Source organism: Rhizobium sp. TH135 (genome assembly GCF_002855515.1).
GTDB lineage: Bacteria > Pseudomonadota > Alphaproteobacteria > Rhizobiales > Rhizobiaceae > Allorhizobium.
Map to the genome: position 1 here is coordinate 485,825 of NZ_PKRP01000001.1, position 26,665 is coordinate 512,489.

Genomic DNA, 26,665 nt, shown 5'->3' on the forward strand with positions numbered 1-26,665 from the left:
CGCAATGGCAGACCTACTGCCCCCGAACGCCGCCGTTCCCGGACCATCAAATGCCGCCACCGCCCTCATGGGCCTGTCCTTGGTCGCGCTCTTCCTTCTGCCCGCATGGCTCAACGGCTTCCCATGGGTGATGGACGACTCGATCGCCTATTCCGGACAGGGCGTGAACTGGATGCGGGCCAAGACGGCCGCGGTCTTGGTTGCCCCGCTGCATGGCCTGATCGGCTATTGGGCCCTTCCCGTCTTCAATGCCGTCGTGAATGCGGCAGCCTGGCTGCTTCTGATCCGCAGCTTTGACCTGCGGGGCTACTGGCTGATCCTGCCGCTCGCCGTGCTCGCGCTGCAACCGCTGTACACAAGTGCCGTGCTCGTGGATTCCTGGTTCTTCGCCGCCGTCGTCTTTCTGATCGTCTCGATCAGAAACAAGAGCCCGTTTCTCGCTTTGTCCGCCGGCATCCTCTTCTCCGGCCACGCCAGCGGCCTGATCCTGGCAAGCGTGCTGGCCATGCTGGTGGCGCTGCTCTTCGGCTTCCGAAAGGCAATGATGATGCCGGTTCTGGCCATCGCCACCACCATCGGCGTCAGCAGCTTTCTGGATGCCAAATACTTCCCCGAGACCCCGTCTCTCGGACGCACGTTCCTCGCGGCCCGCCTCTTCTCCGTCCAACCCGTTCTGCTGCGGGAAGAGTGCGAGCGCAGCGATGCAGTCGTCCTGTGTGACGCCGCCAGTCTAATCGAAAGGATCCGGGAACGTCCCGAGAATGCCGGCCGGCGCGATTTCTTCTGGGACCTGATGCGCGCGTTTCCCGACCGTTTCGAACTCGCCGCCTTCGAACGCGATCATGCCTGGCCGATCATCCGGGCCGCGATCACGCAGATGCCGCTCGAAACGGCTGACATCATCCTCCGGGATTTCCTAAGCTTCTACGGCACGGGAACGCGCCTCGATTTTATTGCGCGCCTGAACGAGCCGATGCCAGAGGCATTCCCGAATTCTTGGCAGGCACAAGGCATCTGGCAATCGGATGCCAACCTCGCAGGTCTGACCGGACTGCGGTGGGGCCTCTATGCAAGCCTTGCTGTAGCCTTGATGGTCGGCTGGCGCGGGACCAGCGACGAAAACGGGCGCTGGCTTTTCATCCTGCTGTTGATCTGCCTCGCCAATGACAGCCTGTTCGCAGTGGTCTCCGGCCCACCCGACCGCTACCACCACCGCATCCTGCCGCTGATCGCGGCAGCAACCTGCCTCCTCGTTCTGGCGCGACAGCGCCGTGACGCCGCGACCGCGGCCCAATGGAAATAGTCAGATGTTCATTCTCTCCCTCACCTATGTGAAGCCCACCGAAGAAGCCGATCGCCTGATGCAGCCGCATATGGACTGGGTGAATGCCGGCTATGACAGCGGTCTGTTCCTCGCCTCCGGCCGCAAGAACCCACGCACCGGTGGAGTGATCCTCGCCCGGGGCGATCGAGCCGAGATCGAGGCTTATGTCGCGGCCGACCCCTTCGCGGCAGAGGGTGTCGCCGTGTATGAGGTGACGGAAGTGGCTGTGACGCGAACGGCAGCCGGGCTGGAAGGGTTGAAGGGATAAAACCTCAGACTTCGTCTTCCGGACCGATGGTTCTAGGCGCTGCGCGCCGTCCATCGAAGACCTCAAGGACCTCGATGCTGGTAGCTGCCAACCGATAGTAGATTACGTAAGGTCCACCTGGCACGACCAGTCTGCGCACATCCACCAGTCTTGTTCTGGTGCCCAGTTCCGGATGTCTGGAAATGCTGTCGACCGCTTCAACGATGTGGCTACCCACTTTGCGCGCGGCCTGGGGATGAAACCGGGCAATATAGGCTCGGATATGAACGAGGTCGTGGCGTGCAGTCGTGGACCAGACGACTTTCATCTGGCTTACCGGCTGAGATCAGCATCTGGGGCTTGGACTTCTTCTGTCGTCCCCCAGCTCTGAAGCCAGCCTTTCATGGCATCGTGGGAAATCAACCCGTCCGCGCTGGCCAGAGCCATGCCTTTTTCGACAGCAGCCAGCTCCATCTCGTGTCTATCGAGATACTCGACGACAGCTTCCTCCAGCAATTCGCGTTCGTCGCGTTGGCTCTGGGCCGCAGACGACCTTAACCGCGAGATCGTCTCATGCGAGAGGGCAATTCGCTCCAACTGTCCTGACATTGATGAAACTCCCGGATTCAAACGGCGTGGAACACACCGAGACATCTTGTCATCATGATAGCAAGGCGGCAGGCTGACAGCAAACAAGGCTGACTTCTCCATGTCCTCATCACTCACCCACACCCCCTATGCCGGCCCAACCAGCCCCTTCACCATCGGCCTCTCGGCGCTCGATCCAAACCGCTGGATCGAACCGGACAGCGATCTGACCCGCTATCTCGCCGAGAAGCGGGACCTCGCCGCGACCCGCCTCCCCGAGATCTTCCGCGCGACAGACGACAGCCTTGTCGCTCAGCAGGAATGTCTGACCGAACTTGTCTCGCATCTGGAAACCCAGCATCAGGAGCTTTACCGTCGCGACGGCGACCTCATACATGTCGTTGGCCATACCCTCGACCTTTCCGACGAGACCATCCCCCCGCTACTCCGCGCTGGCATGCTGGTTCAGGACGACCTCGTCATCATGATGAGGCGCGAGGCGGGCTGGTACATCGCAGCGGCCCATCTTTCCTTCCCCTCTTCCTGGTTGCTTGCAGAAAAGTTCAACCGGCCGATGGAGGAGGTCCACGAGCATGTGCCTGGCTTCGAAGGCGGCACGCGCAATGCCGCGATGATCAACCGCATTTTCGACAATCTGGCGCCCGGCATGCCGACCGAACGCTTCAACTGGTCGATCAACTGGAAGCAAAAGCTTTTTCACCCCGAAACCGGTCGCAACGACACCGCTGAGCCGGACGAGGCCGTCGTGCGGGTCGAGCGACAGACCTTGACGAAACTGCCGGCGACCGGCGCCATCGTCTTCACGATCCGCATCTATCTCGACCCCGTCACTCTGTTCGAAAGACATGCGGATGGCAGGCGGCTCGCCGTGGCACTCGCCGACCAGCTGGAGGCTCTGAGCGAGGCCCAGCTTCGCTACAAGGGCCTTGACCAACAACGATCAAGGCTCGTGGCGCGGCTGCGGCAAGATGCAGCGTCGGAAAATAGCATCTGAGAGCCCCTCGCCTCTCGCCCGCACTCTTTATTGTGTCAGAGTTTTGTGATCTAGAACCGCCAGTATCGCTCTGGCCGTAAAACACAGGCCGGAAACATGGCTCGGGCAAAAGAACCGGGCCTCCAAGGAGACAAGAATGAGCGAAAAGACCTACCCGGTTTATGGCGAGATCACCGGCCCGATCGTGATGATCGGCTTCGGATCGATCGGCCGCGGCACCCTGCCGCTGATCGAACGCCACTTCAAGTTCGATAAGAGCCGGATGGTCGTCATCGATCCCCGCAACGACGAAGCGGAACTGCTTGCCAAGCACGGGATCAAGCACATCCAGGCCCATGTCACCAAGGACAACTACAAGAAGCTTCTGAAGCCGCTTCTGACCGAAGGTGAAGGCCAGGGCTTCTGCGTCAACCTCTCGGTCGACACCGGCTCGCTCGACCTGATGAAGTTCTGCCGCAAGCTCGACGTTCTCTATATCGACACGGTCGTCGAGCCCTGGCTCGGCTTCTACTTCGACAAGAACATGAAGAATTCCGAGCGCACCAACTATGCGCTGCGCGAAACGGTCCGCCAGGAAAAGGCGAAGAACCCGGGCGGCACGACGGCCGTCTCCACCTGCGGTGCAAACCCGGGCATGGTCTCCTGGTTCGTCAAGCAGGCTCTGGTCAACGTCGCCAACGAACTCGGCATCAAGTTCGACGAGCCGGATCAGAACGACCGCGAAGGCTGGGCCAAGCTGATGAAGAAGGTCGGCGTGAAGGGCGTGCACATCGCCGAACGCGACACCCAGCGCACCAAGAACCCGAAGCCGCTCAACGTCTTCTGGAACACTTGGTCGGTCGAAGGCTTCATCTCGGAAGGTCTGCAGCCTGCCGAACTCGGCTGGGGCACCCATGAGAACTGGATGCCGAAGAACGCCAAGAAGCACAAGAAGGGCTGCAAGGCCGCGATCTATCTGGAGCAGCCGGGCGCAAATACCCGCGTGCGCACCTGGTGCCCGACGCCGGGTCCGCAATACGGCTTCCTGGTCACCCACAACGAGTCGATCTCGATCGCCGACTACTTCACCGTCGAAAAGGATGGCGAAGTCACCTACCGCCCGACCTGCCACTATGCCTATCATCCGGCCAACGATGCCGTACTTTCGCTGCACGAGATGTTCGGCAATGGCGGCACGCAGCAGCCGGTCCTGCACGTCCTCAACGAGGATGAGCTGGTCGACGGCGTCGACGAACTCGGCGTGCTGCTCTACGGCCACGACAAGAACGCCTACTGGTACGGTTCGCGCCTCTCGCTGGAAGAAACCCGCGAGATCGCCCCTTACCAGAACGCAACCGGCCTGCAGGTCACCTCTGCCGTGCTCGCCGGCATGGTCTGGGCGATCGAGAACCCGAAGGCCGGCATCGTCGAAGCCGACGAGATGGACTACAAGCGCTGCCTTGAAGTGCAGTCGCCTTATCTCGGCCCGGTCGAAGGTCACTACACCGACTGGACCCCGCTCGACGGCCGCCCGGGCCTCTTCCCGGAAGACCTCGACGAAAAGGATCCCTGGCAGTTCCGGAACATTCTGGTCCGCTGAGCGATTTAGGCACGCAATGGAGGCCCGTCGCTCGCGGCGGGCCTTTTGCAATGCAGAGCAAGCCCGGGATAACCCCGACAACGCAGGGCAATCGCCTTGCTTTGACCAAGGCTTCGCGGCATGTTTTGATGACAATGCAGAAGGCGGGCGGCGCAGCCGAACCGCCGAGTTGGTGGGAGACAAGAATGAAAACCAAGTCCCTGGTCGCCGTCGCAGCAGCGAGCCTCGCGCTCACCTCCTGCTATTCGAGCCCGCCGCGCCAGTTGCCGGCCGTCCAGCAGGGTCCCTCCATCGAGGGTGCATGGGTTGACCCGAACGGGATCACATCCACGTTCCAGGGTGGCACCTTCACCACCCGCACCACCGACTCGAACCAGATCCTTGCTTCTGGCACATATCTTCTGGTCAACGACCGCCTCGTCGAGATCAACATGACCTCGCTGGTTCGCAACACCCGGCAGAAAGTCAATTGCGCGCTCGTCACCCCGACGCAGCTCAACTGCACCTCTGACAGCGGCGCGCAGTTCTCGCTCGCTCGCAGCAGCGTCTGATCAGACCCGATTTGACGGTGATTTCGAAAGCGGCCCCCACGGGCCGCTTTTGTCGTTCTACAACCACTAACATACGGGCGGCGACGGATTTTTACTTGCCCTGCCCCGGCCTTGATGAAAACATCCGCCATCCGAATTCTGGCATGCGGCTGTCATGATTGCGTGCCAGATGGGTGTGATGGATTGGAACAGGAGAGATACAAGATGTTCAAACACTTGAAGATTGGCCTATTCAGCGCCTCGGTGCTGGCCCTCACGGCCGGAACCGCTCTGGCCGATTTCGAACTCAACATCCTGCACATCAACGATCTGCATTCACGCATCGAGGCAATCAGCAAGTCCGACTCCACCTGCTCGGCAGAAGATGCGGCCGCCAATGAGTGCTTCGGCGGCATTGCCCGTGTGAAGACCGCGATCGACGCCCGCCGCGCAGAACTCTCCGGCAAGAACGTGCTGACGCTTGATGCCGGCGACCAGTTCCAGGGTTCGCTTTTCTACACCACCTACAAGAGCGCCCCGATCGCCGATTTCATGAACGGCATCGGCTTCGACGCCATGGCGATCGGCAACCACGAATTCGACGACGGCCCCGAAGAGCTGGCGAAATTCATCGACGCGCTGAAGTTTCCGATGATCTCGGGCAATACGCTGGCCGGCCTCAACTCACCGGTGGCCGACAAGTTCAAGCCATACATCGTCAAGGAATTCGGCGAAGAGAAGGTCGCGATCGTCTCCGTGCTCGCGACCGATACCGATGAAACCTCCTCTCCGGGCGATGCAGTCCTGTTCGCCGACGAGATCGGCTACCTCAAGGAAGCCGTGAAGGAGATCGAGGGCCAGGGCATCGACAAGATCGTCCTTCTCTCGCATGTTGGCTATGTCAAGGACCAGGAAATCGCAGCAGCTGTCGACGGAATCGACGTCATCGTTGGCGGCCATAGCCACACGCTGCTCTCCAACACCGACGAAAAGGCGGCCGGCCCCTATCCGACCATGGTGAAGAACCCGGCCGGCAAGGACGTGCCCATCGTCCAGGCCTATGCCTATTCCAAGTATCTCGGCGATCTGACCGTCGTCTTCGACGATGCCGGCGTCGTCAAGACGGCAACCGGCGAGCCGAAGCTGCTGGATGCATCCGTCACCCCGGACGCTGGCTTCGTCGCCAAGGTCGCAGAACTTGCAGGCCCGATCGAAGAGCTGAAGCAGAAGGAAATCGGCGCGACGGCCGAAGCCGTCGATGGCTCGCGCGAGACCTGCCGCGCCATGGAATGCACGATGGGTAACCTCGTCGCCGACGCCATGGTCGATCGCCTCAGCGACCAGGGCATCACCATCGCCATCCAGAACGGTGGCGGCCTGCGCGCATCGATCGATGCGGGTACCGTCACCATGGGCGAAGTCCTGACCGTACTGCCCTTCCAGAACACGCTCGCTTCGTTCCAGCTGAAGGGCTCGGACGTCGTGGCGGCACTGGAAAACGGCGTAAGCCAGGTTGAAGAGGCCGCTGGCCGCTTCCCCCAGGTCTCCGGCCTGAAATACACCGCCGACCTCACCAAGCCGGCTGGCAGCCGGATCAACTCGGTCGAGGTCAAGGAAGGCGATGCTTTCGTCGCAATCGACCCGAACAAGGTCTACGGCGTTGCGACCAACAACTACATGCGCTCCGGCGGTGACGGCTACAAGGTCTTCGCAACCGGTGGCCAGAACGCCTACGACTTCGGCCCCGGCCTTGAAGCTGTGCTTGCCGACTACATTTCCAAGAACAGCCCCTACAAGCCCTACACCGACGGCCGCATCACGGTGATCGCCGCAACGGCGCCGCCGGCGGGCGAAACAACGGAACCCGCAGCTGTCGCGACGGCACCCGCAGCGCCTGCTGCCGAGGCTCCGGCCCCAGCAGCGACCGCCACGGAAGCGGCAGTCGCGACCGCCGCCACCGTTTACAAGGTGGTTGCTGGCGACAGCCTCTGGAAGATCGCCGAGGCCACCTATGGCGACGGTCTGATGTGGAGCAAGATTGCCGAAGCCAACACGCTGCGGAATCCGAACGTGATCTCCATCGGCCGCGAATTGCAGCTGCCGGCGAAGTAAGACCGTTTGACGCACGGCAAAAGCCGGTCCGGGCTTCCCCGGGCCGGCTTTTGCTTTTATCAGATGATCTCAACAAGCCTCCATGACGTATCGGTCGAGATCTCATCACCAGGATATCAAGATGAATGCACTTCCCGCCCATTGGCCTTCCGACCATCCGCCCGTGAATTTCGGCAAGGTCGGCGTCTTGCTCGTCAACCTCGGCACACCTGACGGCACGGACTACAAGTCCATGCGCCGCTATCTCGAGGAGTTCCTGACGGACAAGCGCGTCATCGAATGGTCGCGCTGGTTCTGGTATCCGATCCTCTACGGCATCGTCCTCAACAAGCGTCCGCAGAAGGTCGGCAAGGCCTATGAGGAGATCTGGAACAAGGAGCTCGACGAGAGCTACCTGCGCACCTACACCCGCAGCCAGGCGGAAAAGCTCGCGGTCGCCCTGAAGGACCTGCCGAACGTGCATGTCGATTGGGCCATGCGTTACGGCCAGCCGGCGATCCAAGCCAAGATGAACGAAATGCAGAAGGCAGGCTGCGAACGCATCCTCGTATATCCGCTCTACCCGCAATACGCAGCCGCAACGACGGCGACGGTCAATGACGAGGCCTTCAAGGCGCTGCTCAAGATGCGCTGGCAGCCGGCACTTCGCACCGTTCCACAATATGCCGACGACCCGGTCTATATCGCGGGACTTGCCAACTCGATCAACAACCACCTCGCCTCCCTCGACTGGGAGCCAGAACTGGTGATCACCTCCTATCACGGCATTCCGAAGTCCTACTTCATGAAGGGCGATCCCTATCACTGCCAGTGTTACAAGACGACGCGCCTGCTGCGCGAGCATCTCGGCTGGGAGAAGGAGAAGCTGATGGTCACCTTCCAGTCCCGTTTCGGGCCGGAGGAATGGCTGCAGCCCTACACCGACAAGACGGTCGAGAAGCTCGCCAAGGAAGGCGTAAAGCGCATCGCCATCCTGAACCCGGGATTCGTTTCGGACTGCCTGGAAACGCTGGAAGAAATCGCCGGCGAAGCAGGCGAGGACTTCCTGCATAACGGCGGCGAAAAATTCACGCACATCCCCTGTCTCAACGACAGCGAGGACGGCATGCGGGTGATTGAAAACGTCGTTCGGCGGGAATTGCAGGGCTGGGCCTGAACCAGCCTGACCCATGGACTTTGAGAGACGGTCGCCGCGAGGCGGCCGTTTTCGTTTCAGCAGGTCCTCATATTTCACCCACAGTCCGTCTCATTTCAGCGCGGCTGCATGTATGCAACCAGAACGTCTTCCCTCTCACGATAAAATGAAGCGGGTACCAGGTTGCAGCGCGGCCCGCGCAAGTTTTGCCATTCTTTTTCATCTGGTTAGTGCGGCAATCCGCTCCTGCTTGCGCGTTCCCGAGGCAACCTCGGGCTGTCGGGTCTCCACCTCAAAGATTGCGGGAAACCGCATAAATCATTGGATTTAAATATAATTTTACGGGAACGATTTCTTATATTAACGGTCCGTTTAATAATGATGCCTAGAATTAGGGCATCAAAGGAGAGCACCCATGCATCACTTCCGTATGACCCTGGCATCCGCCCTTGTCGCGATGTCGTTCATGCCGGCCCATGCGCAAACGCCGGAGCCGGACGTCAACAAGCTCATTTCGCCGGCACTGATCGAAGAGATGCGCGGCATCATCAACGCCGAAATCGTCCAGGTATCGGTCGACGCCCAGAACAAGCGTCTGTCCAACATGGCGCAGGAACAGATCGATGCGCTCGACAACCAGTGGAAGGCGGAGCGCGAGGCGACAGACAAGCCGCTGATCGCAGCAACCCTCTCCAGCCCCTTGTCCGTTTACCTCGCCCGCATCCAGGGCAAGTCGCTCGGTCTCTATGCCGAAATCTTCGTCATGGACCAAAACGGCCTGAACGTCGGCCAGAGCTCTGTGACCAGCGACTTCTGGCAGGGTGACGAAGACAAGTTCCAGAAAACCTTCGACGTGGCAGACGACGCGATGTTCGTCGACGCCCCCGAATGGGACGACGAGGCGAAGATCTGGCGCAACCAGGTCAGCTTCACGCTGCTTGACGCTTCCAAGAAGAAGATTGGCGCAGTGACCATGGAAATCAATCTGACCGAGCTTGAAAGACGACTGCTGGCCGCGTCCTGAACGGTCTAGTGGCTGGTGCATGAACGCGCCGGTGTCGATGAAAGAATGTCAACTCTTCCCTCTCTGACTGAGACTGGACCAGCGTCATGCTCAACAACTTATCCGTGAGCGCAAAAGGCTTTATCGCTTTCGGGATATTGGCCACCATCGCCATTGCGTCTTCCACATTCATTTACAACAGATCGATTGTCGCCCATGAGCAGGTCTCCGAGGCAGCAACCGTTAACGAGGTCGCGGCGGCGATTGAAGAATTCAGCACCGACCTGTCTGTGGCAAACCTGCAGCTGAAGACATTCCTGCTGACAGGCAATCGTGACTACGCTGCCTCAGCGCAGGACGTCGTCGCCGAAATGTCGAAGGAAAAGGCGACACTCGAAAAGCTCTTCACCGAAGCTGCCCCGTCGGAACTGCCGAAGCTGAACGAAGCTTTTGCCTCACTGGATGCTTGGAAGACCAATTTCGTTGATCGCCAGATCCTGCTCATGCGCGACCCCGCGACCGTTGAGCTCGCCCGCGCAATCGAAGTCACGGGCGAAGGTGAGGCTCTTGCAGCCGCATTCCAGACCAAGTTGACCGAAGTGAAGAGCGCAATGGCTACCCGCGCAGCAACTGCGACGGCCGGCCAGAATGAAGCGCTCGAAATCGTCGAGACTGTCAGCCTGCTTGCCTCTATCATCGTCGCTGCTGCGGCAGCACTCCTTGGCTTCCTGAACTACCGACTCGTCTCGCGCCCCTTGACCAGGCTCGCCACGGCGACCGACCGGCTCGCCAACGGCGACCTCAATGTCGAGATCGTGTCGGGCGGCAAGGACGAGATCGGCCAGATGGCAGCGTCCATGCAGATCTTCCGCGAGGCCGCGATCGCCAACAAGCGTCTGGAATCGGAAGCTGAAGGCAACCGCCAGCGGGCAGAGGCCGAGCGCATCGCGACCCAGCAGCGCGCCGAAGCGGACGCAGCCGAGCGTCTGCGGATCGCGACCTCTGGCCTTGCGACCGGCCTGAAGCGCCTCGCAGCCGGTGACCTCGCCTTCCAGATCAATGAAGCCTTTGCCCCTGATTTCGAGGCCCTGCGCCACGACTTCAACCAGTCGGTCCGCCAGCTGAACCAGACCATGGCCGGCATCACCAACAGCGTTGCGACCATGGAGACCGGCACCCGCGAGATCGCCTCCGGCACCGATCACCTCTCCAAGCGCACCGAACAGCAGGCCGCAGCCCTGGAGCAGACGGCAGCCGCCGTCGAGGAAATCACCGCAAACGTCGTCAACTCGACCAAGCGCACCGAAGAAGCCCGATCCGTCGCGGCTCAGGCCAACACTTCCGCGACCCAGTCGTCCGACGTTGTTGCCAAGGCAGAAGACGCGATGCGCCGCATTGAAGGTTCCTCGCAGCAGATCTCCAATATCATCGGCGTGATCGACGAGATCGCCTTCCAGACCAACCTGCTCGCGCTCAATGCAGGCGTCGAGGCGGCTCGCGCCGGTGAAGCCGGCAAGGGTTTTGCAGTCGTCGCACAGGAAGTCCGCGAACTTGCCCAGCGGTCTGCGAATGCGGCGAAGGAGATCAAGGCACTCATCCAGAACTCCTCGACAGAAGTTGCAGGCGGTGTGGACCTGGTTCGCAAGACCGGCGAGGCGCTTCGCACCATCGGCGGCTTCATCACCGAGATGAACACCCACATGGATGCCATCGCTATCTCCGCCAAGGAGCAGGCAACCGGCCTTTCGGAAGTCAACCACGCCGTCAACTCGATGGACCAGACGACCCAGCAGAACGCTGCAATGGTGGAAGAATCCAACGCTGCCTCCGGTGCTCTGGCGACAGAAGCCGCCAAGCTGCGTGACCTGATCTCGCACTTCACCATCGACGGCGTGCAGCAAACGCAGGCATCGGCACTGCGCGAAACCGCCCGCACCATGGCGCAGCCTTCTGCCCATCGTGCTCCGGCACCGCGTGCAGCCGAACCCGCCCGCCACGCCGCCCCTGCCCCACGCAGCCACGGCAATGCGGCAGTCGCTCAGGACAACTGGGAAGAGTTCTGAGACCAGGCGATATCCAACAGGAACGAAAGGGCGGCGGGATCAATCCCGCCGCCCTTCTGCTTTTGGGCCCGCCCTCATCCTGTGATGATCGACCTCTGCCTCCCCCGGCTGTGATCTCTCACCCTTGCAATTCCCCTGTCACCCCACGATGTTAGCCCATGGGGGCGCGATCGTTTCTCGCGCCATTGCTGGAGGAATTCATGCCCATTACTGGTCCGGACATCGTCGTCATTGCTCTCGTGCTTCTGGTTGTTATGGTGCTCTTCGCGAGTATCAAGACCGTTCCCCAGGGCTTCCGGTACACAACAGAGTTGTTCGGCCGTTACACGCGAACGCTCGAACCGGGCCTCAACCTAGTCATCCCTTTCGTAGAGCGCATCGGCGCCAAGATGAACGTCATGGAGCAGGTCCTCGACGTGCCCACCCAAGAGGTGATCACCAAGGACAACGCCTCGGTGTCAGCCGATGCCGTGGCCTTCTACCAGGTGCTGAACGCCGCTGAAGCCGCCTACCAAGTGGCCAATCTCGAAAACGCGATCCTGAACCTCACCATGACCAATATCCGTTCGGTCATGGGCTCGATGGATCTCGACGAACTTCTCTCTAACCGCGAGGTGATCAACGATCGCCTACTGCGCGTCGTCGACGAGGCCGTCCGTCCGTGGGGCATTAAAGTTACGCGCGTCGAGATCAAGGACATCCAGCCACCCGCCGATCTGGTCGATGCCATGGGGCGCCAGATGAAGGCAGAGCGCGAGAAGCGCGCCCAGGTTCTCGAAGCCGAGGGCTTCCGCAACGCGCAGATCTTGCGCGCAGAGGGTGCCAAGCAGTCTGCCATCCTTGAGGCTGAAGGCCAGCGCGAGGCCGCCTATCGCGAGGCAGAGGCCCGCGAACGTCTGGCCGAAGCCGAAGCCAAGGCAACGCGCCTGGTGTCTGAAGCGATCGCCGCCGGTGACGTCAACGCCATAAACTACTTCGTCGCCCAGAAATACACCGAAGCAATGACTGCGATCGGCACGGCCAACAATTCCAAGATCGTCCTGATGCCGATGGAAGCAACCGCGTTGATCGGCTCGCTCGGCGGCATCGGTGCCATTGCCCGCGAGGTCTTCGGCGAGGACAAGCGCCCTGCCCCGCCGCGTCCGGCAACGCCAGTCCGCACCACACCGCCGATCTCCTCCTTCAACCCGAACGGCGAGTGATGGCCATGATCGGCCGCATCATCGCAGAACTCGGCCCCTGGAGCTGGTGGGTGCTCGGCATGCTGCTTCTGGCGGCCGAACTCGTGATGCCCGGCGTCTTCCTCGTCTGGATCGGGCTCGGCGCAATCCTGACCGGAGCAGTATCGCTGCTGCTCTGGGATGCCGGCTTCTGGACATGGCAGGTGCAGTCACTCGTCTTCGCCGCCAGTGCCGTGGTCTTCACCCTGGCGGGCCGCCGCTACTTCTCCAGCCTCGAAACCGAAAGCGACGAGCCACTCCTCAACCAGCGGGGCGCAAGCCTTGTGGGTCGCACGGCGGTGCTCGCCGAACCGATCCGCGAGGGCCGCGGCCGGATCCGCCTGGATGACACCTTCTGGCTGGTATCAGGCCCCGACCTGCCGGGTGGCGCCCGCGTGCGCATCGTCTCCAGCAACGGACGCGATCTGATGGTCGAAGAGGCGTAACGAGCGGGAGAGGTTGAACCTCTAGCAATCCGTGGCATAGTGAGCATATGACGGTAGAACTCGATATTGCACCGGACCTCGCAGCCCGGATCGACGCTCTTGCAGCCCGATCCGGTGGCTCTCGCTCGCAAATCATCCAGGACGCATTGGAAAAGGGCCACTCCATCGAGTGGCAAGAACGGTTTGTCCAGAAGGTGGAGATGGCCATCGAAGCGGCCGACCGCGGGGAATTCGCGTCACATTCGGATGTGGACCGGGTCCTCAACAAATATCGGCCTGGCTGATGAAGGTCTCGTGGTCTCTTCCCGCGATCCAGGATCTGGAAGAGATACAGGACTACATCGCTCAAAAGCGTCCCGCGTCCGCCCATCGTTTGATAAGCAGGATCTTCACTCAGACAGACAGATTGCTGTCCAAAAACCCGGAAATCGGACGCACCGGCCGGCTGGCAGGGACGCACGAACTCGTCATCACCCGCACGCGGTACATTGTGGTCTATCGCATCAAAGCCGGCGTCGAGATCCTGAGCGTCATCCACGGGGCACGGGAGTGGCCGGACAACTTCCCTTGAGCTTCAGGCCACGCCGATCCTAAGCAGGTCGTGGAAGTGAATGAGCCCGATGGGCGTATTGTCTTCATCGACCACAATCAGCGCGCCGATCCCATGCTTGTTGATCATGGCGGCAGCAGTCGTCGCCAGCGCGTCGCCCTTGATCACCTTGGGATTGCGGGTCATCACGTCCTCGACGTTGAGGATCGAGAGATCGCGGGCGAGATTGCGTGCCATATCACCTTCGGTGACGATACCGCAGAGTTGGCCAGCGTCATCCGTAATGCCAACACAGCCGAAATGCTTGTGCGACAGCGTCTTCACGGCCTCGGGCATTGGCGTGCCGAGCGGAACGAGCGGAACGCGGTCGCCGGTATGCATGATATCTCGCACATGGGTGAGTGCCGCACCCAGCTTGCCGCCCGGATGGAAGGTGCGGAAATCCGAGGGCGAGAAACCCCGCGCTTCGAGAAGGGCGATCGCAATGGCATCGCCGATCGCCAGCTGCAGCACGGCAGACGTTGTCGGTGCCAGCCCATGCGGGCAGGCTTCCTGAACCTTCGGCATCAACAGCACGACATCGGCATTGCGCGCCAGCGTCGAATTTTCACCGGCGGTGATTGCGATCAGCGGGATCGAGAAGCGACGGGAAAAGGCAAGAATGCCCTGCAACTCCGCGGTTTCGCCCCCCCAGGAGATGGCAAGGATCGCATCGTCCTGCGCAATCATTCCGAGATCGCCATGATTGGCTTCCGAGGGATGCACGAAGAAAGCAGGCGTGCCGGTCGAGGCGAAAGTCGCCGCGATCTTCGAGCCGATATGGCCACTCTTGCCGACGCCGGTGACGATGACCCGGCCGCCGATGTCGCCGATAGTCTTCACGGCATGGCAGAAGGGCGCGGCGAGCGGACCCGCCAGCGCTTCCTCGAGCACCCGCAATCCTTCGCGCTCGGTCGAGATGACCCGGAGGGCGGATTCGGTGGCACTGGCTTCGACGAGATTGACTGCGCGCTTGATCATGCCGTCCCATACTGCGTTTGAGGGCTGGTGTAAATTCTCGTGCGATGCGGCGGGCTGCGGAGGCGCAGGGGCGCGTCCGCCCGATGGCGTCGAAACCAAACATTAACCATCAGGCTTTACGTTTGGGTAAGCATTGCAGATTGCCGGGCGCAGGGATGAATTCAATCGAAAATCGGGACACGCGCGGCACAGGCCGCCTCGGGCTGCGCGCTTTTGCAAGCGTGCTGGCATTGTCCGTGCTCGCGCATCCGTCCCTGCTGGCAGCACAACAGACCCAACCGACGACAGCGACCGCCTCTTCCGTTTCTCTCCTGCCGACGGCAGGACAGACCACAACTGGAACCACAGCTGGAACCATCGCTGGCAACGGCGCATCAACATTGACGGACGTCGCCGCCTCCCCCTCGGCGGCAGCCGATCCATTGGCGACCGGCTCTGTCGATCCCGCCACACAGACCCTCGAACCGCTCGCCGACACCGACGCCGTCCCGGTCGACGAAAGCCTGGGGCGCCAGAACGTCCGCGAGACTCGCCTGGACAACCCTACAGCCGACCGCATCAATCGCGAACTCGATTCCGAAGACGACAGCGGCATCCGCCTCGGCACCCTCATCCTGCGTCCCTCGATCAGCCAGAAGCTGGGCAGCGAGACGGAAAAAAGCGGCGGCGTGAAGGAAGACAGGATCTTCTCGGAAACCGGCCTCAAGGGCACGATTACCTCCGACTGGTCGCGCCATGAACTGTCCGTGGGTGCCGAGGGCGCATGGCAAGAAACGCTATCGGGCGACGGCACCGATAAGCCGCGCGCAGACATCGACGCACGCCTGCGCCTCGACCTCGCCGACGACACCATCGCCACCTTGTCCGGCTCCTACAGCTTCAGCCGCGAAGACACGGATGATCCGAACGCGGTATCGGGCGCGCGCGTCCAGTCCGGCGTGAATGAATATGGCGCCGGAGCTTCCATCGAACGCGACTTCGGCCTGATCCGCGGCTCCATCGCCGCCGACATCACCCGCTACCAGTACTCCGATGCCGAACTCTCGGACGGCTCGACGCTGGAGCGCAGCGATCGAAACCGCAACCGCTACGCCTTGAGCACCCGCCTCGGCTATGAACTCTCACCGGCCCTCATTCCCTTCGTCGAAGGCACGATCGGCAAGATCGACTATGACGACGCCGAGGATTCGGCTGGATACCGCCGCTCTGCCGATCTCTATGGTGCGAAAACCGGTGTCGCCGTGGATCTCGGCGAAAAGCTGCGCGGCGAAATTGCGGTCGGCTACAAACATCAGAAATACGACGACACGCGCCTGGAAGACCTCTCGGCACTGACCGTGGACGGCAACATCTTCTGGTCACCGCGCGAGGGCACCAGCATCGACGTGACCCTCGACACAAGCATTGACCCATCGACAACGGCAGGCGTCAACGGCGCCACCATCCATCGCGTGACGGCGCAGCTTGCGCATGACCTGCGCACGAACCTTGTCGCCCGCCTGACCGGTGGCACGACCTTCACGAATTATGATGGGGATGCCGCATCGAGCGATACGACCGCCTATCTCGCCGGCGCGGGCCTGACCTGGAAGGTCAACCGCTATCTCGATGCGACGGCAGATCTGAACTACGAGCGGACGAACTACAAGACCGGCAGCGACAACGACAGCCTGACGGCGCTGGTAGGCCTGACCGCCAAGCGCTGAGCCCGGCGGTCAGGAATGCAAAATCACTTCAACGCTGCAAGCAGCGCTTTGAGCTGATCTTCGATGGCCGGACGGATGTCGGCACGCTCGATGGCGAAGGCGACATTGGCGAGGATGAAGCCATCCTTGGCGCCGCAATCGAAGGTCTCGCCCTTGAAGTGGTAACCGGCGAAATCCTGGGCCTGCGCGAGCTTCAGCATGCCGTCGGTGAGCTGGATCTCGTTGCCGGCACCGCGTTCCTGGGTCGACAGGATCTCGAAGATCTCAGGCTGCAGGATATAGCGACCGTTGATGAAGAAGTTGGAGGGCGCAGTTCCCTTGGCGGGCTTCTCAACCATCTGGGTGATCTTGAAGCCACCTTCGAGCGTCTCGCCGACACCGACGATGCCATACTTGTGGGCCTGTTCGGGCGCACATTCCTCGACGGCCACGATATTGCCACCGGTCTTTTCATAAAGTTCGACCATGCCCTTGAGGCAGGCCTTTTCTCCGCGCATAATCATGTCAGGCAGAAGAAGGGCGAAGGGTTCGTGCCCCACGATGTCACGGGCGCACCAGACGGCGTGTCCGAGACCCAGCGGCTCCTGTTGGCGCGTGAAGCTGGTCTGACCTGCAGTCGGCTGCAACGAATCGAGCAGCGACAGTTCGGCATTCTTGTTGCGGGCTTTCAGCGTCTGCTCAAGCTCGAACTGGATGTCGAAATAATCCTCGATGACCGCTTTGCCGCGGCCTGTAACGAATACGAAATGCTCGATGCCAGCCTCGATGGCCTCGTCAACCACATACTGGATGACCGGCTTGTCGACGACTGTGAGCATTTCCTTCGGCACGGCCTTGGTGGCGGGCAGAAAACGGGTGCCGAGACCGGCAACGGGAAACACGGCTTTCCGGAGCTTTTTAGACTGAACCACTCATCCCTCCTCGAGGATATAATCGATTAACGCCTTCATAACGCGGTCACGGCCAGTAACATACAATTGCTTCAAATTGGCAAAGACTAAGCTTGGGCAGACAACGTGGTAAAGGGTTTGTTGACTGAACAGCATTAACCTGTGGTGAACAGCCTTGTTCCGGCTGCCAACACGAGAATGCACGGGAGATGCCCATGAAAAGACACCGCCCCAGCCTGCTCGGCGCGATCGCCTTGACGCTATCGACGGCGCTCATCCCGCTGGATGCCTTTGCAGACGCCGGTTTCCAGAAGTGGATCCGAGATTTTTATCCAACGGCCGCCAAGGCCGGCATCACCGAGCGAACCTATCGCCAGGCCTTCAAGGGTGTGAGCGAGCCAGACCAGTTCGTGCTCGAGAAAGCGGCCTACCAGCCTGAATTCAAGTCCCAGATCTGGGACTACCTCGACAGCCGCGTGAACCCCTATACCGTCAAGATCGGCCAGGAGATGCTCTCCACGCATGGCCGCCTGCTGACGGCACTGGAGAACCATTTCGGCGTCGACAAGCACGTCCTGCTTGCCATCTGGTCGATGGAATCCAACTACGGCGCAGCACTTGAGCGTCCGGACCGCCTGCACAATGTGCCGCGTTCGCTGGCAACCCTCGCCTATGCCGACAAGAAGCGGGCGAAATACGCGCGCACCCAGCTGATCTCGGCGCTCAAGATGCTGCAGAACGGCGATGTGTCCAATGACAATCTGATGGGCTCCTGGGCCGGCGCCATGGGTCACACCCAGTTCATTCCGTCGAGCTACCTGCTTTACGGCATCGACGCCGACGGCAATGGCAGCAAGGACATCTGGCACTCGATCCCGGACGCTCTTGCAACGGCCGCAAATCTGCTTGCTAAGAACGACTGGCAGACCGGCCGCACCTGGGGCTACGAAATCGTCGTCCCGCGTGGTGGCAACAAGTTTGCCGGCCAGACCAAGACGCTCGCCCAGTGGCAGGCGCTCGGCTTTGCCCGTCCGACCGGCAAGGGCTTCAAGAACGGTGCCGAACGGGCCGAACTCAAGATGCTGGGCGGCGCAAACGGACCGGGCTTCCTGATGACCAAGAACTTCTTTGTTCTCAAGCGCTACAACGCGGCCGACAGCTATGCGCTTGGCGTTGGACTGCTCGCCGATGAAATCGCCGGTTACGGCGGCATGAAGCAGCGTTGGCCCCGTCCCGATGGATCGCTCGACATCAAGGAGAAGTTCGAGCTGCAGAGCCGCATGCAGGCGCTCGGCTATTACGACGGCAAGATCGACGGCAATTTCGGCTCAGGCTCGAAGGCGGCCATCACCGCCATCCAGCAGCGCCTCGGCATGGCTGCAGACGGCCAGCCGTCGCGCGTCCTGCTCGACGCGCTTCGCAACTGATCGCAACCGCTCCACACGACGGAACGATTGACTTGCCCTCCGCCGCGATCCAGAAACATGGGATCGCGGCGGATTGCTTTTGAACGCTGCCGCGACGACGCCGAAGGAGTTTGACGTGAAGAGCCCCCGCGGAACCCTTGCCCGTTTGCTGTGCCTCGGCCTGGCCGTGATGCTCGCCGCAACGACCTTCCTTGGTTCGACCGCAGAAGCGCAGCAACCAGAGCGGCGGCGCACCCTCTTGGACATGCTCTTCGGCCAGCGACAGCCGGCCTACGTGCCGCCGCAGGACGTTCAGCCGCCGAGGGAAGGCAAGACCCGCAAGAAAAACAGTGGCAGCGTCACCACCATCAAGACCCGCACCCCAACGACACGCACCGCGGCCGCTCCGCCGCCACCGCCAAAGCTCGACACGGCCAAGAAGGTGCTCGTGGTCGGCGATTTCGTCGCCAATGCGCTTGGAGACGGCTTGAAAGCGGCCTTCGAGGATTCGCCCGGCGTCATCGTCGAGAGCCGGGCCAATGGCTCGTCCGGCTTGGTGCGCGACGATTTCTACGACTGGCCGGCAGCACTGCCTTCTCTTGTCTCCGAGATCAAGCCCAGCGTGCTGGTCATCCAGATCGGCGCAAACGACCGCCAGCAACTGGTGACCGCAGAAGGCCGCCTCGATTTCCGTACCGATCCCTGGTTCACCGCCTATGGGGAACGTGTGGCCCGGCTGGCGACGGTGGCTGCGGAAACGCGCGTGCCAGTGATCTGGGTCGGCCTACCGGCGTTTCGCCCGCAAAACATGACGGCGGACGCGCTCCGTCTCAACACCATCTATCGATCGAGCATCGAGAAGGTCAGTGGCGAGTTCGTTGACGTCTGGGAAGGCTTCGTCGACCAGGAGGGCCGCTTCATCGTGACCGGCTCCGACATCAACGGCCAGCCGGTGCGCCTGCGCGGCAATGACGGCATCAACTTCACAGGCCCCGGCAAGCGCAAGCTCGCCTTCTATGTCGAGAAGTCCGCGCGCCGCTATCTCGGCGACATGACGAGCCCGGATCTCGTGCGCCTCGATGGCAGCAACCTGCCGGAACTGCTGAGCCTGCCACCCTCGGAAAGCAAAGCCATCGTCACCACCCCGCCGATCGACCTCTTCGATCCGGAACTCGATGGCGCAGACGAGTTGCTGGGTGGCACGCTCCCGCCCTCCTCCAGCTTCCCCACACCCCGCGACCAGCTCGTTCAGAACGGTCGCCTGCCGGATCCGCCGGTCGGCCGAGTGGATTACGTGAAGCGTGTGCCGGCCACCGCAGCGACGACAACAACGCCGGCAACGGCCACGCCTTAAGCTCGCGTGAACACCATCCAAAATTAAAAGGGGCCGCTCGAAAGCGACCCCTTTATCGTTTCTCGATGTGCGCCTTATCAGCGCGGCAGCACGCTCTCGCCCATCAGTGCCTCATCGATGGCACGCGCGGCCTGACGGCCCTCGCGGATCGCCCAGACGACCAGCGACTGGCCGCGACGGGCGTCACCGGCGACCCAGACCTTGTCGACCGACGAACGATAGTCCTTGTCGTTGGCAACGACATTGGTCGAGCCACGACGGTCGGTGTTGAGCTCCAGCTTGCCGTCGAGATCCTTCAGCACGCTGTCGGTGAACGGACCGGAGAAGCCGATCGCGATGAAGGCGAGATCGGCCTTGATGATGAACTCGGTGCCCGGGATCGGCTTGCGGCGTTCGTCGACCTGGCAGCACTTCACGCCCGTCAAAACGCCGTCTTCGCCGACGAATTCGAGGGTTGCCACCTGGAACTCGCGGTTGGCACCTTCGGCTTGGCTCGACGAGGTGCGCATCTTGGTCGCCCAGAAGGGCCAGATGGCGAGCTTGTCTTCCGTCTGCGGGGGACGCGGGCGGATGTCGAGCTGCGTTACCTTGACGGCGCCCTGGCGGAAGGCGGTGCCGACGCAGTCGGACGCCGTATCACCACCACCGACGACGACGACATGCTTGCCGCCGGCGAGGATCGGATCGGCCGGCCAGCCGACGCTGTCGATGTTTTCGCGGCCCACACGGCGGTTCTGCTGGACAAGATAAGGCATGGCATCATGCACGCCATGGAACTCGACGCCTGGAATGCCGGCTTCGCGCGGGGTTTCCGAACCGCCGCAATAAAGCACGGCATCGTAGTCCGCGCGCAGCTTCTCGACGGTCACGTCGACGCCGACATTCACGCCGCAATGGAAGGTGACATTTTCGCCCTTCATCTGCTCTACGCGGCGATCGATGAAGTTCTTCTCCATCTTGAAGTCCGGGATGCCGTAGCGCAGCAGCCCGCCGGGCTTGGACTCGCGCTCATAGACATGCACTTCATGGCCGGCGCGGCCGAGCTGCTGGGCAGCCGCCAGACCCGACGGACCCGATCCGATGATCGCGACCTTCTTGCCGGTATGGATGGTGGCCGGCTGCGGCACGATGAAGCCAAGCTCATAGGCCTTGTCCGCGATCGCCTGCTCGACGGTCTTGATCGCGACCGGCGTATCCTCGAGGTTCAGCGTGCAGGCTTCCTCGCAAGGCGCCGGGCAAACGCGACCGGTGAATTCCGGGAAGTTGTTCGTCGAGTGGAGGTTGCGGATCGCCTCCTCCCACTTGTTGTTGTATACGAGGTCGTTCCAGTCCGGGATCTGGTTATGAACAGGACAGCCGGTCGGACCATGGCAATAAGGAATGCCGCAATCCATGCAGCGCGCCGCCTGCTTGGTCACCTCGGCATCCGACATGGGAATAGTGAATTCGCGGAAATGGCGGATGCGATCGGAGGCCGGCTGATACTTCGCCACCTGCCGGTCGATTTCCATGAAACCTGTAACCTTGCCCATTTTAAAGTCCTGCTAATCTGAGCTTCAACTGCACGGCCGAGCCGTGGGCGGCGACATCCCGGCCCATCCGGGATGTCGAGGTGGCAATCATTCGGCGGCAACGCCCATGCGCATGCGTTCCATTTCCTCAAGCGCACGGCGGTATTCCACCGGCATGACCTTGCGGAACTTCGGACGATACTCGGCCCAGCTGTCGAGGATCTGCTTGGCGCGGTTCGAGCCCGTGTAATGCAGATGGTTCGAGATCAGCTGATAGAGTCGCTCCTCGTCGTGGCGGGTCATATCGCCGGACACGTCGACCAGGCCCTTATGCATGAGATCGCCGCCGTGGTGGTGCAGCTTCTCCAGCATGTCGTCCTCTTCCGGAACCGGCTCGAGTTCGACCATGGCCATGTTGCAGCGCTTGGCGAAATCGCCGCTCTCGTCGAGCACGTAAGCCACACCGCCCGACATGCCGGCTGCGAAGTTGCGGCCGGTTTCACCGAGCACGACAACCACGCCGCCCGTCATGTATTCGCAGCCATGGTCACCCACGCCCTCGACGACGGCGATCGCACCCGAGTTACGGACGGCAAAACGCTCGCCGGCCACGCCACGGAAATAGCACTCACCGGAGATCGCGCCGTAAAGCACGGTGTTGCCGACGATGATCGAGTTTTCCGCGACGATGCGGGCATTTTCCGGCGGACGCACGATGATGCGGCCACCCGAGAGGCCCTTGCCGACATAGTCATTGCCGTCGCCGACGAGGTCGAAGGTGATGCCACGCGCCAGGAAGGCGCCGAAGGACTGACCGGCGGTGCCGTTCAGCGTGACATGGATCGTGTCGTCCTTCAGACCCTTGTGGCCGTAGCGCTTGGCGACTTCGCCAGAGAGCATGGCCCCGGCCGACCGGTCGACGTTCTTGATGTCGACGTCGAAGACGACAGGCTGCTTGGCTTCGAGCGAAGGCATCGCCTTTTCGATCAGCTTGCGATCGAGAATGTCGATGATCGGGTGGTTCTGGCGCTCGGTCCAGTAGGTGGCGGACTTAGGCGCATCGACCTTGTGGAAGATCTTCGAGAAATCGAGCCCCTTGGCCTTCCAGTGAGCGAGCATCTCGTCCTTCTCCAGCAGCTCGGAAGCGCCGATGATCTCATCCAGCCGGGTAACACCCAGCGAAGCAAGGATCTCGCGCACTTCTTCGGCGACGAAGAAGAAGTAGTTGATGACATGCTCGGGCGTGCCCTTGAAGCGCTTACGCAGCACCGGATCCTGGGTGGCAACGCCAACCGGGCAGGTGTTGAGATGGCACTTGCGCATCATGATGCAACCGGCCGCAATCAGCGGAGCGGTCGCAAAGCCGAACTCGTCAGCGCCGAGCAGCGCGCCAATGATGACGTCACGGCCGGTCTTCAGACCACCGTCGACCTGCAGCGCGATGCGTGAACGCAGACCGTTCAACACCAGCGTCTGCTGGGTTTCGGCAAGGCCGATTTCCCAAGGCGAGCCCGCATGCTTCAGCGAGGTGAGCGGGGACGCACCTGTGCCGCCATCGAAGCCGGAGACAGTGATATGGTCGGCGCGGGCCTTGGCAACACCGGCGGCAACCGTGCCGACGCCGACTTCCGAAACGAGCTTCACGGAGACATCGGCTTCCGGGTTGACGTTCTTCAGGTCGTAGATCAGCTGTGCCAGATCTTCGATCGAATAGATGTCGTGATGCGGCGGCGGCGAGATCAGGCCAACGCCGGGCGTCGAGTGACGGGTCTTGGCCACCGTCGCATCGACCTTGTGGCCGGGCAGCTGGCCACCCTCGCCGGGCTTCGCACCCTGGGCGACCTTGATCTGCAGCACGTCTGCATTGACCAGATACTCCGTCGTCACGCCGAAGCGGCCGGACGCGATCTGCTTGATCGCCGAACGCTCGGGGTTGGCCGAGCCGTCCGCCAGCGGCAGGTAACGATCGCTTTCCTCGCCGCCCTCGCCCGTGTTCGACTTGCCGCCGATCCGGTTCATGGCAACGGCAAGCGTCGTATGCGCCTCTCGGCTGATCGAGCCGAAGGACATGGCACCGGTGGAGAAGCGCTTGACGATGTCGACGGCAGGCTCAACCTCGTCGATTGAGATCGGCTTGCGGCCCAGTGCTTCCGCCGACTTGATCTTGAACAGGCCGCGAATGGTGTTCATCCGCAGATTGCTGCCGTTCACCATCTCGGCGAATTCGCGGTAGCGGTCCTGGCTGTTGCCGCGCACGGCATGCTGCAGGGACGCGATGGAGTCAGGGCTCCAGGCGTGGTTTTCACCACGCATGCGGTAGGCATATTCGCCGCCGATATCGAGCGTGTTGGCGAGAACCGGATCCTTGCCGAAGGCCGAAGAGTGACGGGTGACGGTCTCCTCGGCGATTTCGGAAAGGCCGATGCCCTCGATCGTCGTCGCGGTGCCGAAGAAATACTTGTCGACCAGCTCGGAGGACAGGCCGATTGCGTCGAAGATCTGCGCGCCGCAATAGGACTGATAGGTCGAGATGCCCATCTTGGACATGACCTTGAGGATGCCCTTACCCACGGCCTTGATGTAGCGGTAAACGACTTCGTCTTCCGACACTTCCTTCGGGAATTCGCCATGCTTGTGCATGTCGAGCAGCGTGTCGAAGGCGAGATAGGGGTTGATCGCCTCGGCGCCGTAGCCGGCGAGACAGCAGAAGTGGTGCACTTCGCGCGGCTCGCCCGATTCCACAACGAGACCCACCGAAGTGCGCAGGCCCTTGCGGATCAGGTGGTGATGCACGGCAGCGGTCGCGAGCAGCGCCGGGATAGCGATGCGATCGGGACCGATCTGGCGGTCAGAGAGCACGATGATGTTGTAGCCGCCGCGCACGGCCGCTTCCGCCCGCTCGCAGAGGCGGTCGAGCATTTCCGGCATGCCTTCGGCACCGCGCTCCACGTCATAGGTGAAATCGAGCGTCTTGGTGTCGAAACGGTCTTCCATGTGACCGATGGAGCGGATCTTTTCGAGATCGCCATTGGTCAGGATCGGCTGGCGCACTTCCATGCGCTTGGCGTTCGCCATGCCTTCATGGTCGAGGATGTTCGGACGCGGACCGATGAAGGAGACGAGGCTCATGACGAGCTCTTCACGGATCGGGTCGATCGGCGGGTTGGTGACCTGGGCGAAGTTCTGCTTGAAGTAGGTGTAGAGCAGCTTCGACTTGGTCGACATTGCCGAGATCGGCGTATCGGTGCCCATGGAGCCGATGGCTTCCTGGCCCGTGGTCGCCATCGGCGACATCAGGATCTTGGTGTCTTCCGTGGTGTAGCCGAAAGCCTGCTGGCGATCGAGCAGCGACACGTCGCGGCGAAGAGCACGCGGCTCCACCGGCTTCAGGTCTTCGAGGATCAGCTGCGTGCGGTCTAGCCATTCGCGATACGGATGACTGCCGGCAAGCTGCGACTTCACTTCCTGGTCGGAAATGATGCGGCCTTCGGCCATGTCGATGAGCAGCATCTTGCCCGGCTGCAGGCGCCACTTCTTGACGATGCGCTCTTCCGGAACCGGCAGCGTGCCAGCTTCGGATGCGAGGATCACACGGTCGTCGTCGGTCACGAGATAACGGGCCGGACGCAGACCGTTGCGGTCGAGCGTGGCACCGATCTGCTTGCCATCGGTAAAGCAGACGGCGGCCGGGCCATCCCACGGCTCCATCATCGCGGCATGATATTCGTAGAACGCCTTGCGCTCTGGCGACATCAGCTGGTTGCCCGACCATGCCTCGGGGATCAGCATCATCACGGCATGCGCCAGCGAATAGCCGCCGCGCTGCAGGAATTCTAGCGCGTTGTCGAAGCAGGCAGTGTCCGACTGGCCTTCATAGGAGATCGGCCAGAGCTTGGAGATGTCGTCGCCGAAGAGCGGCGAAGACACCGACGCCTGACGAGCCGCCATCCAGTTGACGTTGCCGCGCAGCGTGTTGATTTCGCCGTTATGGGCGACCATGCGGTACGGGTGCGCCAGCTTCCACGACGGGAAGGTGTTGGTCGAAAAACGCTGGTGAACGAGGGCAACCGCCGACTCGAAGCGCGGATCGGCGAGGTCCTTGTAATAGGCGCCGACCTGATAGGCGAGGAACATGCCCTTGTAGACGATGGTCGAGGACGACAGCGACACGGGATAGAATCCGGTTTCCTGACCGCCATACTGGTCGTAGATGCGGTTGGAGATAACCTTGCGCAGCAGGAACAGGCGACGTTCGAACTGGTCCTGGGTGGCTGCATCACGGCCAGCGCCGATGAAGACCTGGATCTGGCGCGGCTCGGTCGCGGCAATCTCGGGAGCCTTCGACAGCGAGGAATTGTCGACCGGCACATCACGATAGCCGATCAGCGTCTGGCCTTCGGACTGACAGACTTCTGCGATGACCTGCTTGAAATGGGCGATCTGCTGTTCGTCCTGCGGAAAGAAGAAGTGACCGACGGCATATTCGCCTGCCTTCGGCAGGGTCACACCCTGAGCCGCCATCTCTTCGCGGAAGAAACGATCGGGGATCTGCACCAGGATACCGGCGCCATCGCCCATCAGCGGATCGGCACCGACGGCACCGCGATGCGTCAGGTTCTCGAGGATGAACAAGCCGTCCTTGACGATCTGATGCGACTTCTGCCCCTTCATATGGGCGATGAAGCCGACGCCGCAGGCATCGTGTTCGTTGCGAGGGTCGTAGAGACCCTGTTTCGGAGGCAGACCGGTGCGCGCGATCGCCGTCTCGGCGACTGCTTCCGCACTGGCGGACCGCATGATCTCTTCGGATGACGGAACCTTCGTCATGACCTTTACCTCCGTTGAAGCCGGACTGGCCGGACTGATTGGACCCATTTCAGGCGCCGATGGGCGCCAGCGACAGCCTCGCCATCCCGATACGGATTGCTTGACCACCCCATGACGCCCGAAAACATGTCGCCTTCGA

22 protein-coding genes are annotated in these 26,665 nt (G+C 61.6%); 16 read left to right on the plus strand and 6 right to left on the minus strand.

Annotated features, from left to right (window positions below; translation table 11 throughout):
* Nucleotides 1-4: 4 nt before the first annotated feature.
* Nucleotides 5-1,303: a hypothetical protein gene (locus C0V73_RS02385; protein WP_143708299.1), complete on the plus strand. Its 1,299-nt coding sequence runs from the start codon at nt 5-7 to the stop codon at nt 1,301-1,303.
* Between the two features lie 4 nt (nt 1,304-1,307).
* Entirely contained in the window at nt 1,308-1,592 is a 285-nt protein-coding gene (locus C0V73_RS02390) for a YciI family protein (RefSeq protein WP_102018383.1), read from the plus strand.
* A gap of 4 nt (nt 1,593-1,596) precedes the next feature.
* On the opposite strand, the gene C0V73_RS02395 is transcribed toward C0V73_RS02390, so the two are convergent.
* A complete protein-coding gene (locus C0V73_RS02395) occupies nt 1,597-1,899 on the minus strand; it encodes a type II toxin-antitoxin system RelE/ParE family toxin (RefSeq protein ID WP_102018384.1) in 303 nt (100 codons plus the stop codon).
* 5 nt (nt 1,900-1,904) lie between these two features.
* A complete protein-coding gene (locus C0V73_RS02400) occupies nt 1,905-2,297 on the minus strand; it encodes a hypothetical protein (protein ID WP_143708300.1) in 393 nt (130 codons plus the stop codon).
* Between C0V73_RS02400 and C0V73_RS02405 the strand changes: the two genes are divergently transcribed.
* The 11 genes from C0V73_RS02405 to C0V73_RS02455 all read left to right on the plus strand — a co-directional run bounded on the left by C0V73_RS02405 (nt 2,281) and on the right by C0V73_RS02455 (nt 13,833).
* The gene (locus C0V73_RS02405) at nt 2,281-3,174 is read left to right on the plus strand and encodes a DUF3445 domain-containing protein (RefSeq protein WP_102018386.1); all 894 of its coding nucleotides are present in this window, start codon (nt 2,281-2,283) and stop codon (nt 3,172-3,174) included. The two genes, C0V73_RS02400 and C0V73_RS02405, sit on opposite strands and share 17 nt — an antisense overlap.
* Nucleotides 3,175-3,310: 136 nt before the next feature.
* Entirely contained in the window at nt 3,311-4,753 is a 1,443-nt protein-coding gene (locus C0V73_RS02410; protein WP_102018387.1) for a homospermidine synthase, read from the plus strand.
* Nucleotides 4,754-4,938: 185 nt separating this feature from the next.
* On the plus strand, nt 4,939-5,304 hold the full coding sequence (gene omp10, locus C0V73_RS02415) for an outer membrane lipoprotein Omp10 (protein WP_102018904.1): 366 nt from the start codon (nt 4,939-4,941) through the stop codon (nt 5,302-5,304).
* Nucleotides 5,305-5,508: 204 nt separating this feature from the next.
* Nucleotides 5,509-7,395 carry a 5'-nucleotidase C-terminal domain-containing protein gene (locus C0V73_RS02420; RefSeq protein WP_102018388.1) on the plus strand — a complete coding sequence of 629 codons (1,887 nt, stop codon included), beginning with the start codon at nt 5,509-5,511 and terminating at the stop codon, nt 7,393-7,395.
* Between the two features lie 121 nt (nt 7,396-7,516).
* Nucleotides 7,517-8,551 carry a ferrochelatase gene (gene hemH, locus C0V73_RS02425; protein ID WP_172449974.1) on the plus strand — a complete coding sequence of 345 codons (1,035 nt, stop codon included), beginning with the start codon at nt 7,517-7,519 and terminating at the stop codon, nt 8,549-8,551.
* 394 nt (nt 8,552-8,945) lie between these two features.
* Nucleotides 8,946-9,554: a hypothetical protein gene (locus C0V73_RS02430; RefSeq protein ID WP_102018390.1), complete on the plus strand. Its 609-nt coding sequence runs from the start codon at nt 8,946-8,948 to the stop codon at nt 9,552-9,554.
* Between the two features lie 86 nt (nt 9,555-9,640).
* Entirely contained in the window at nt 9,641-11,596 is a 1,956-nt protein-coding gene (locus C0V73_RS02435) for a methyl-accepting chemotaxis protein (RefSeq protein WP_102018391.1), read from the plus strand.
* Nucleotides 11,597-11,796: 200 nt separating this feature from the next.
* A complete protein-coding gene (locus C0V73_RS02440) occupies nt 11,797-12,798 on the plus strand; it encodes an SPFH domain-containing protein (RefSeq protein WP_102018392.1) in 1,002 nt (333 codons plus the stop codon).
* 5 nt (nt 12,799-12,803) lie between these two features.
* The gene (locus tag C0V73_RS02445; protein WP_102018905.1) at nt 12,804-13,262 is read left to right on the plus strand and encodes an NfeD family protein; all 459 of its coding nucleotides are present in this window, start codon (nt 12,804-12,806) and stop codon (nt 13,260-13,262) included.
* 47 nt (nt 13,263-13,309) lie between these two features.
* Nucleotides 13,310-13,546, plus strand: a complete 237-nt coding sequence (locus C0V73_RS02450; protein WP_102018393.1) for a ribbon-helix-helix protein, CopG family — start codon at nt 13,310-13,312, stop codon at nt 13,544-13,546.
* Nucleotides 13,546-13,833: a type II toxin-antitoxin system RelE/ParE family toxin gene (locus C0V73_RS02455; protein WP_102018394.1), complete on the plus strand. Its 288-nt coding sequence runs from the start codon at nt 13,546-13,548 to the stop codon at nt 13,831-13,833. Before C0V73_RS02450 ends, C0V73_RS02455 begins: the two co-directional genes overlap by 1 nt.
* A gap of 3 nt (nt 13,834-13,836) precedes the next feature.
* Here the strand turns inward: C0V73_RS02455 and C0V73_RS02460 are convergent, their stop codons facing one another.
* On the minus strand, nt 13,837-14,832 hold the full coding sequence (locus C0V73_RS02460; protein ID WP_102018395.1) for a KpsF/GutQ family sugar-phosphate isomerase: 996 nt from the start codon (nt 14,830-14,832) through the stop codon (nt 13,837-13,839).
* A gap of 155 nt (nt 14,833-14,987) precedes the next feature.
* Here C0V73_RS02460 and C0V73_RS02465 point away from each other — a divergent pair, with 155 nt between their 5' ends.
* The gene (locus tag C0V73_RS02465; RefSeq protein ID WP_102018396.1) at nt 14,988-16,538 is read left to right on the plus strand and encodes an outer membrane beta-barrel protein; all 1,551 of its coding nucleotides are present in this window, start codon (nt 14,988-14,990) and stop codon (nt 16,536-16,538) included.
* Nucleotides 16,539-16,561: 23 nt separating this feature from the next.
* Here C0V73_RS02465 and galU read toward each other — a convergent pair whose 3' ends face one another.
* On the minus strand, nt 16,562-17,449 hold the full coding sequence (galU, locus tag C0V73_RS02470) for a UTP--glucose-1-phosphate uridylyltransferase GalU (protein WP_102018397.1): 888 nt from the start codon (nt 17,447-17,449) through the stop codon (nt 16,562-16,564).
* A gap of 194 nt (nt 17,450-17,643) precedes the next feature.
* On the opposite strand from galU, the gene C0V73_RS02475 reads away from it, so the two are divergent.
* Together C0V73_RS02475 and C0V73_RS02480 are read left to right on the plus strand one after the other, a co-directional pair.
* Nucleotides 17,644-18,855 carry a lytic murein transglycosylase gene (locus C0V73_RS02475; RefSeq protein ID WP_102018398.1) on the plus strand — a complete coding sequence of 404 codons (1,212 nt, stop codon included), beginning with the start codon at nt 17,644-17,646 and terminating at the stop codon, nt 18,853-18,855.
* A gap of 115 nt (nt 18,856-18,970) precedes the next feature.
* The gene (locus tag C0V73_RS02480; RefSeq protein ID WP_102018906.1) at nt 18,971-20,188 is read left to right on the plus strand and encodes a DUF459 domain-containing protein; all 1,218 of its coding nucleotides are present in this window, start codon (nt 18,971-18,973) and stop codon (nt 20,186-20,188) included.
* A 77-nt stretch (nt 20,189-20,265) separates the two neighbouring features.
* On the opposite strand, the gene C0V73_RS02485 is transcribed toward C0V73_RS02480, so the two are convergent.
* Together C0V73_RS02485 and gltB are read right to left on the minus strand one after the other, a co-directional pair.
* Complete coding sequence (locus C0V73_RS02485) at nt 20,266-21,720, minus strand: glutamate synthase subunit beta (RefSeq protein WP_102018399.1); 1,455 nt, start codon at nt 21,718-21,720, stop codon at nt 20,266-20,268.
* 87 nt (nt 21,721-21,807) lie between these two features.
* A complete protein-coding gene (gene gltB / locus C0V73_RS02490; protein WP_245407876.1) occupies nt 21,808-26,496 on the minus strand; it encodes a glutamate synthase large subunit in 4,689 nt (1,562 codons plus the stop codon).
* Nucleotides 26,497-26,665: the final 169 nt, after the last annotated feature.

Bases quoted from the DNA above. Each gene is read 5' to 3' on its own strand.
- C0V73_RS02430 (WP_102018390.1), top strand. From the start codon at position 8,946: ATGCATCACTTCCGTATGACCCTGGCATCCGCCCTTGTCGCGATGTCG.
- C0V73_RS02460 (WP_102018395.1), bottom strand. From the start codon at position 14,832: ATGATCAAGCGCGCAGTCAATCTCGTCGAAGCCAGTGCCACCGAATCC.
- C0V73_RS02475 (WP_102018398.1), top strand. From the start codon at position 17,644: ATGAAAAGACACCGCCCCAGCCTGCTCGGCGCGATCGCCTTGACGCTA.
- C0V73_RS02410 (WP_102018387.1), top strand. From the start codon at position 3,311: ATGAGCGAAAAGACCTACCCGGTTTATGGCGAGATCACCGGCCCGATC.
- hemH (WP_172449974.1), top strand. From the start codon at position 7,517: ATGAATGCACTTCCCGCCCATTGGCCTTCCGACCATCCGCCCGTGAAT.
- C0V73_RS02455 (WP_102018394.1), top strand. From the start codon at position 13,546: ATGAAGGTCTCGTGGTCTCTTCCCGCGATCCAGGATCTGGAAGAGATA.
- C0V73_RS02450 (WP_102018393.1), top strand. From the start codon at position 13,310: ATGACGGTAGAACTCGATATTGCACCGGACCTCGCAGCCCGGATCGAC.
- C0V73_RS02395 (WP_102018384.1), bottom strand. From the start codon at position 1,899: ATGAAAGTCGTCTGGTCCACGACTGCACGCCACGACCTCGTTCATATC.
- C0V73_RS02485 (WP_102018399.1), bottom strand. From the start codon at position 21,720: ATGGGCAAGGTTACAGGTTTCATGGAAATCGACCGGCAGGTGGCGAAG.
- C0V73_RS02445 (WP_102018905.1), top strand. From the start codon at position 12,804: ATGATCGGCCGCATCATCGCAGAACTCGGCCCCTGGAGCTGGTGGGTG.
- C0V73_RS02385 (WP_143708299.1), top strand. From the start codon at position 5: ATGGCAGACCTACTGCCCCCGAACGCCGCCGTTCCCGGACCATCAAAT.
- C0V73_RS02405 (WP_102018386.1), top strand. From the start codon at position 2,281: ATGTCCTCATCACTCACCCACACCCCCTATGCCGGCCCAACCAGCCCC.
- C0V73_RS02440 (WP_102018392.1), top strand. From the start codon at position 11,797: ATGCCCATTACTGGTCCGGACATCGTCGTCATTGCTCTCGTGCTTCTG.
- C0V73_RS02465 (WP_102018396.1), top strand. From the start codon at position 14,988: ATGAATTCAATCGAAAATCGGGACACGCGCGGCACAGGCCGCCTCGGG.
- omp10 (WP_102018904.1), top strand. From the start codon at position 4,939: ATGAAAACCAAGTCCCTGGTCGCCGTCGCAGCAGCGAGCCTCGCGCTC.
- C0V73_RS02420 (WP_102018388.1), top strand. From the start codon at position 5,509: ATGTTCAAACACTTGAAGATTGGCCTATTCAGCGCCTCGGTGCTGGCC.
- C0V73_RS02390 (WP_102018383.1), top strand. From the start codon at position 1,308: ATGTTCATTCTCTCCCTCACCTATGTGAAGCCCACCGAAGAAGCCGAT.
- C0V73_RS02435 (WP_102018391.1), top strand. From the start codon at position 9,641: ATGCTCAACAACTTATCCGTGAGCGCAAAAGGCTTTATCGCTTTCGGG.
- gltB (WP_245407876.1), bottom strand. From the start codon at position 26,496: ATGCGGTCCGCCAGTGCGGAAGCAGTCGCCGAGACGGCGATCGCGCGC.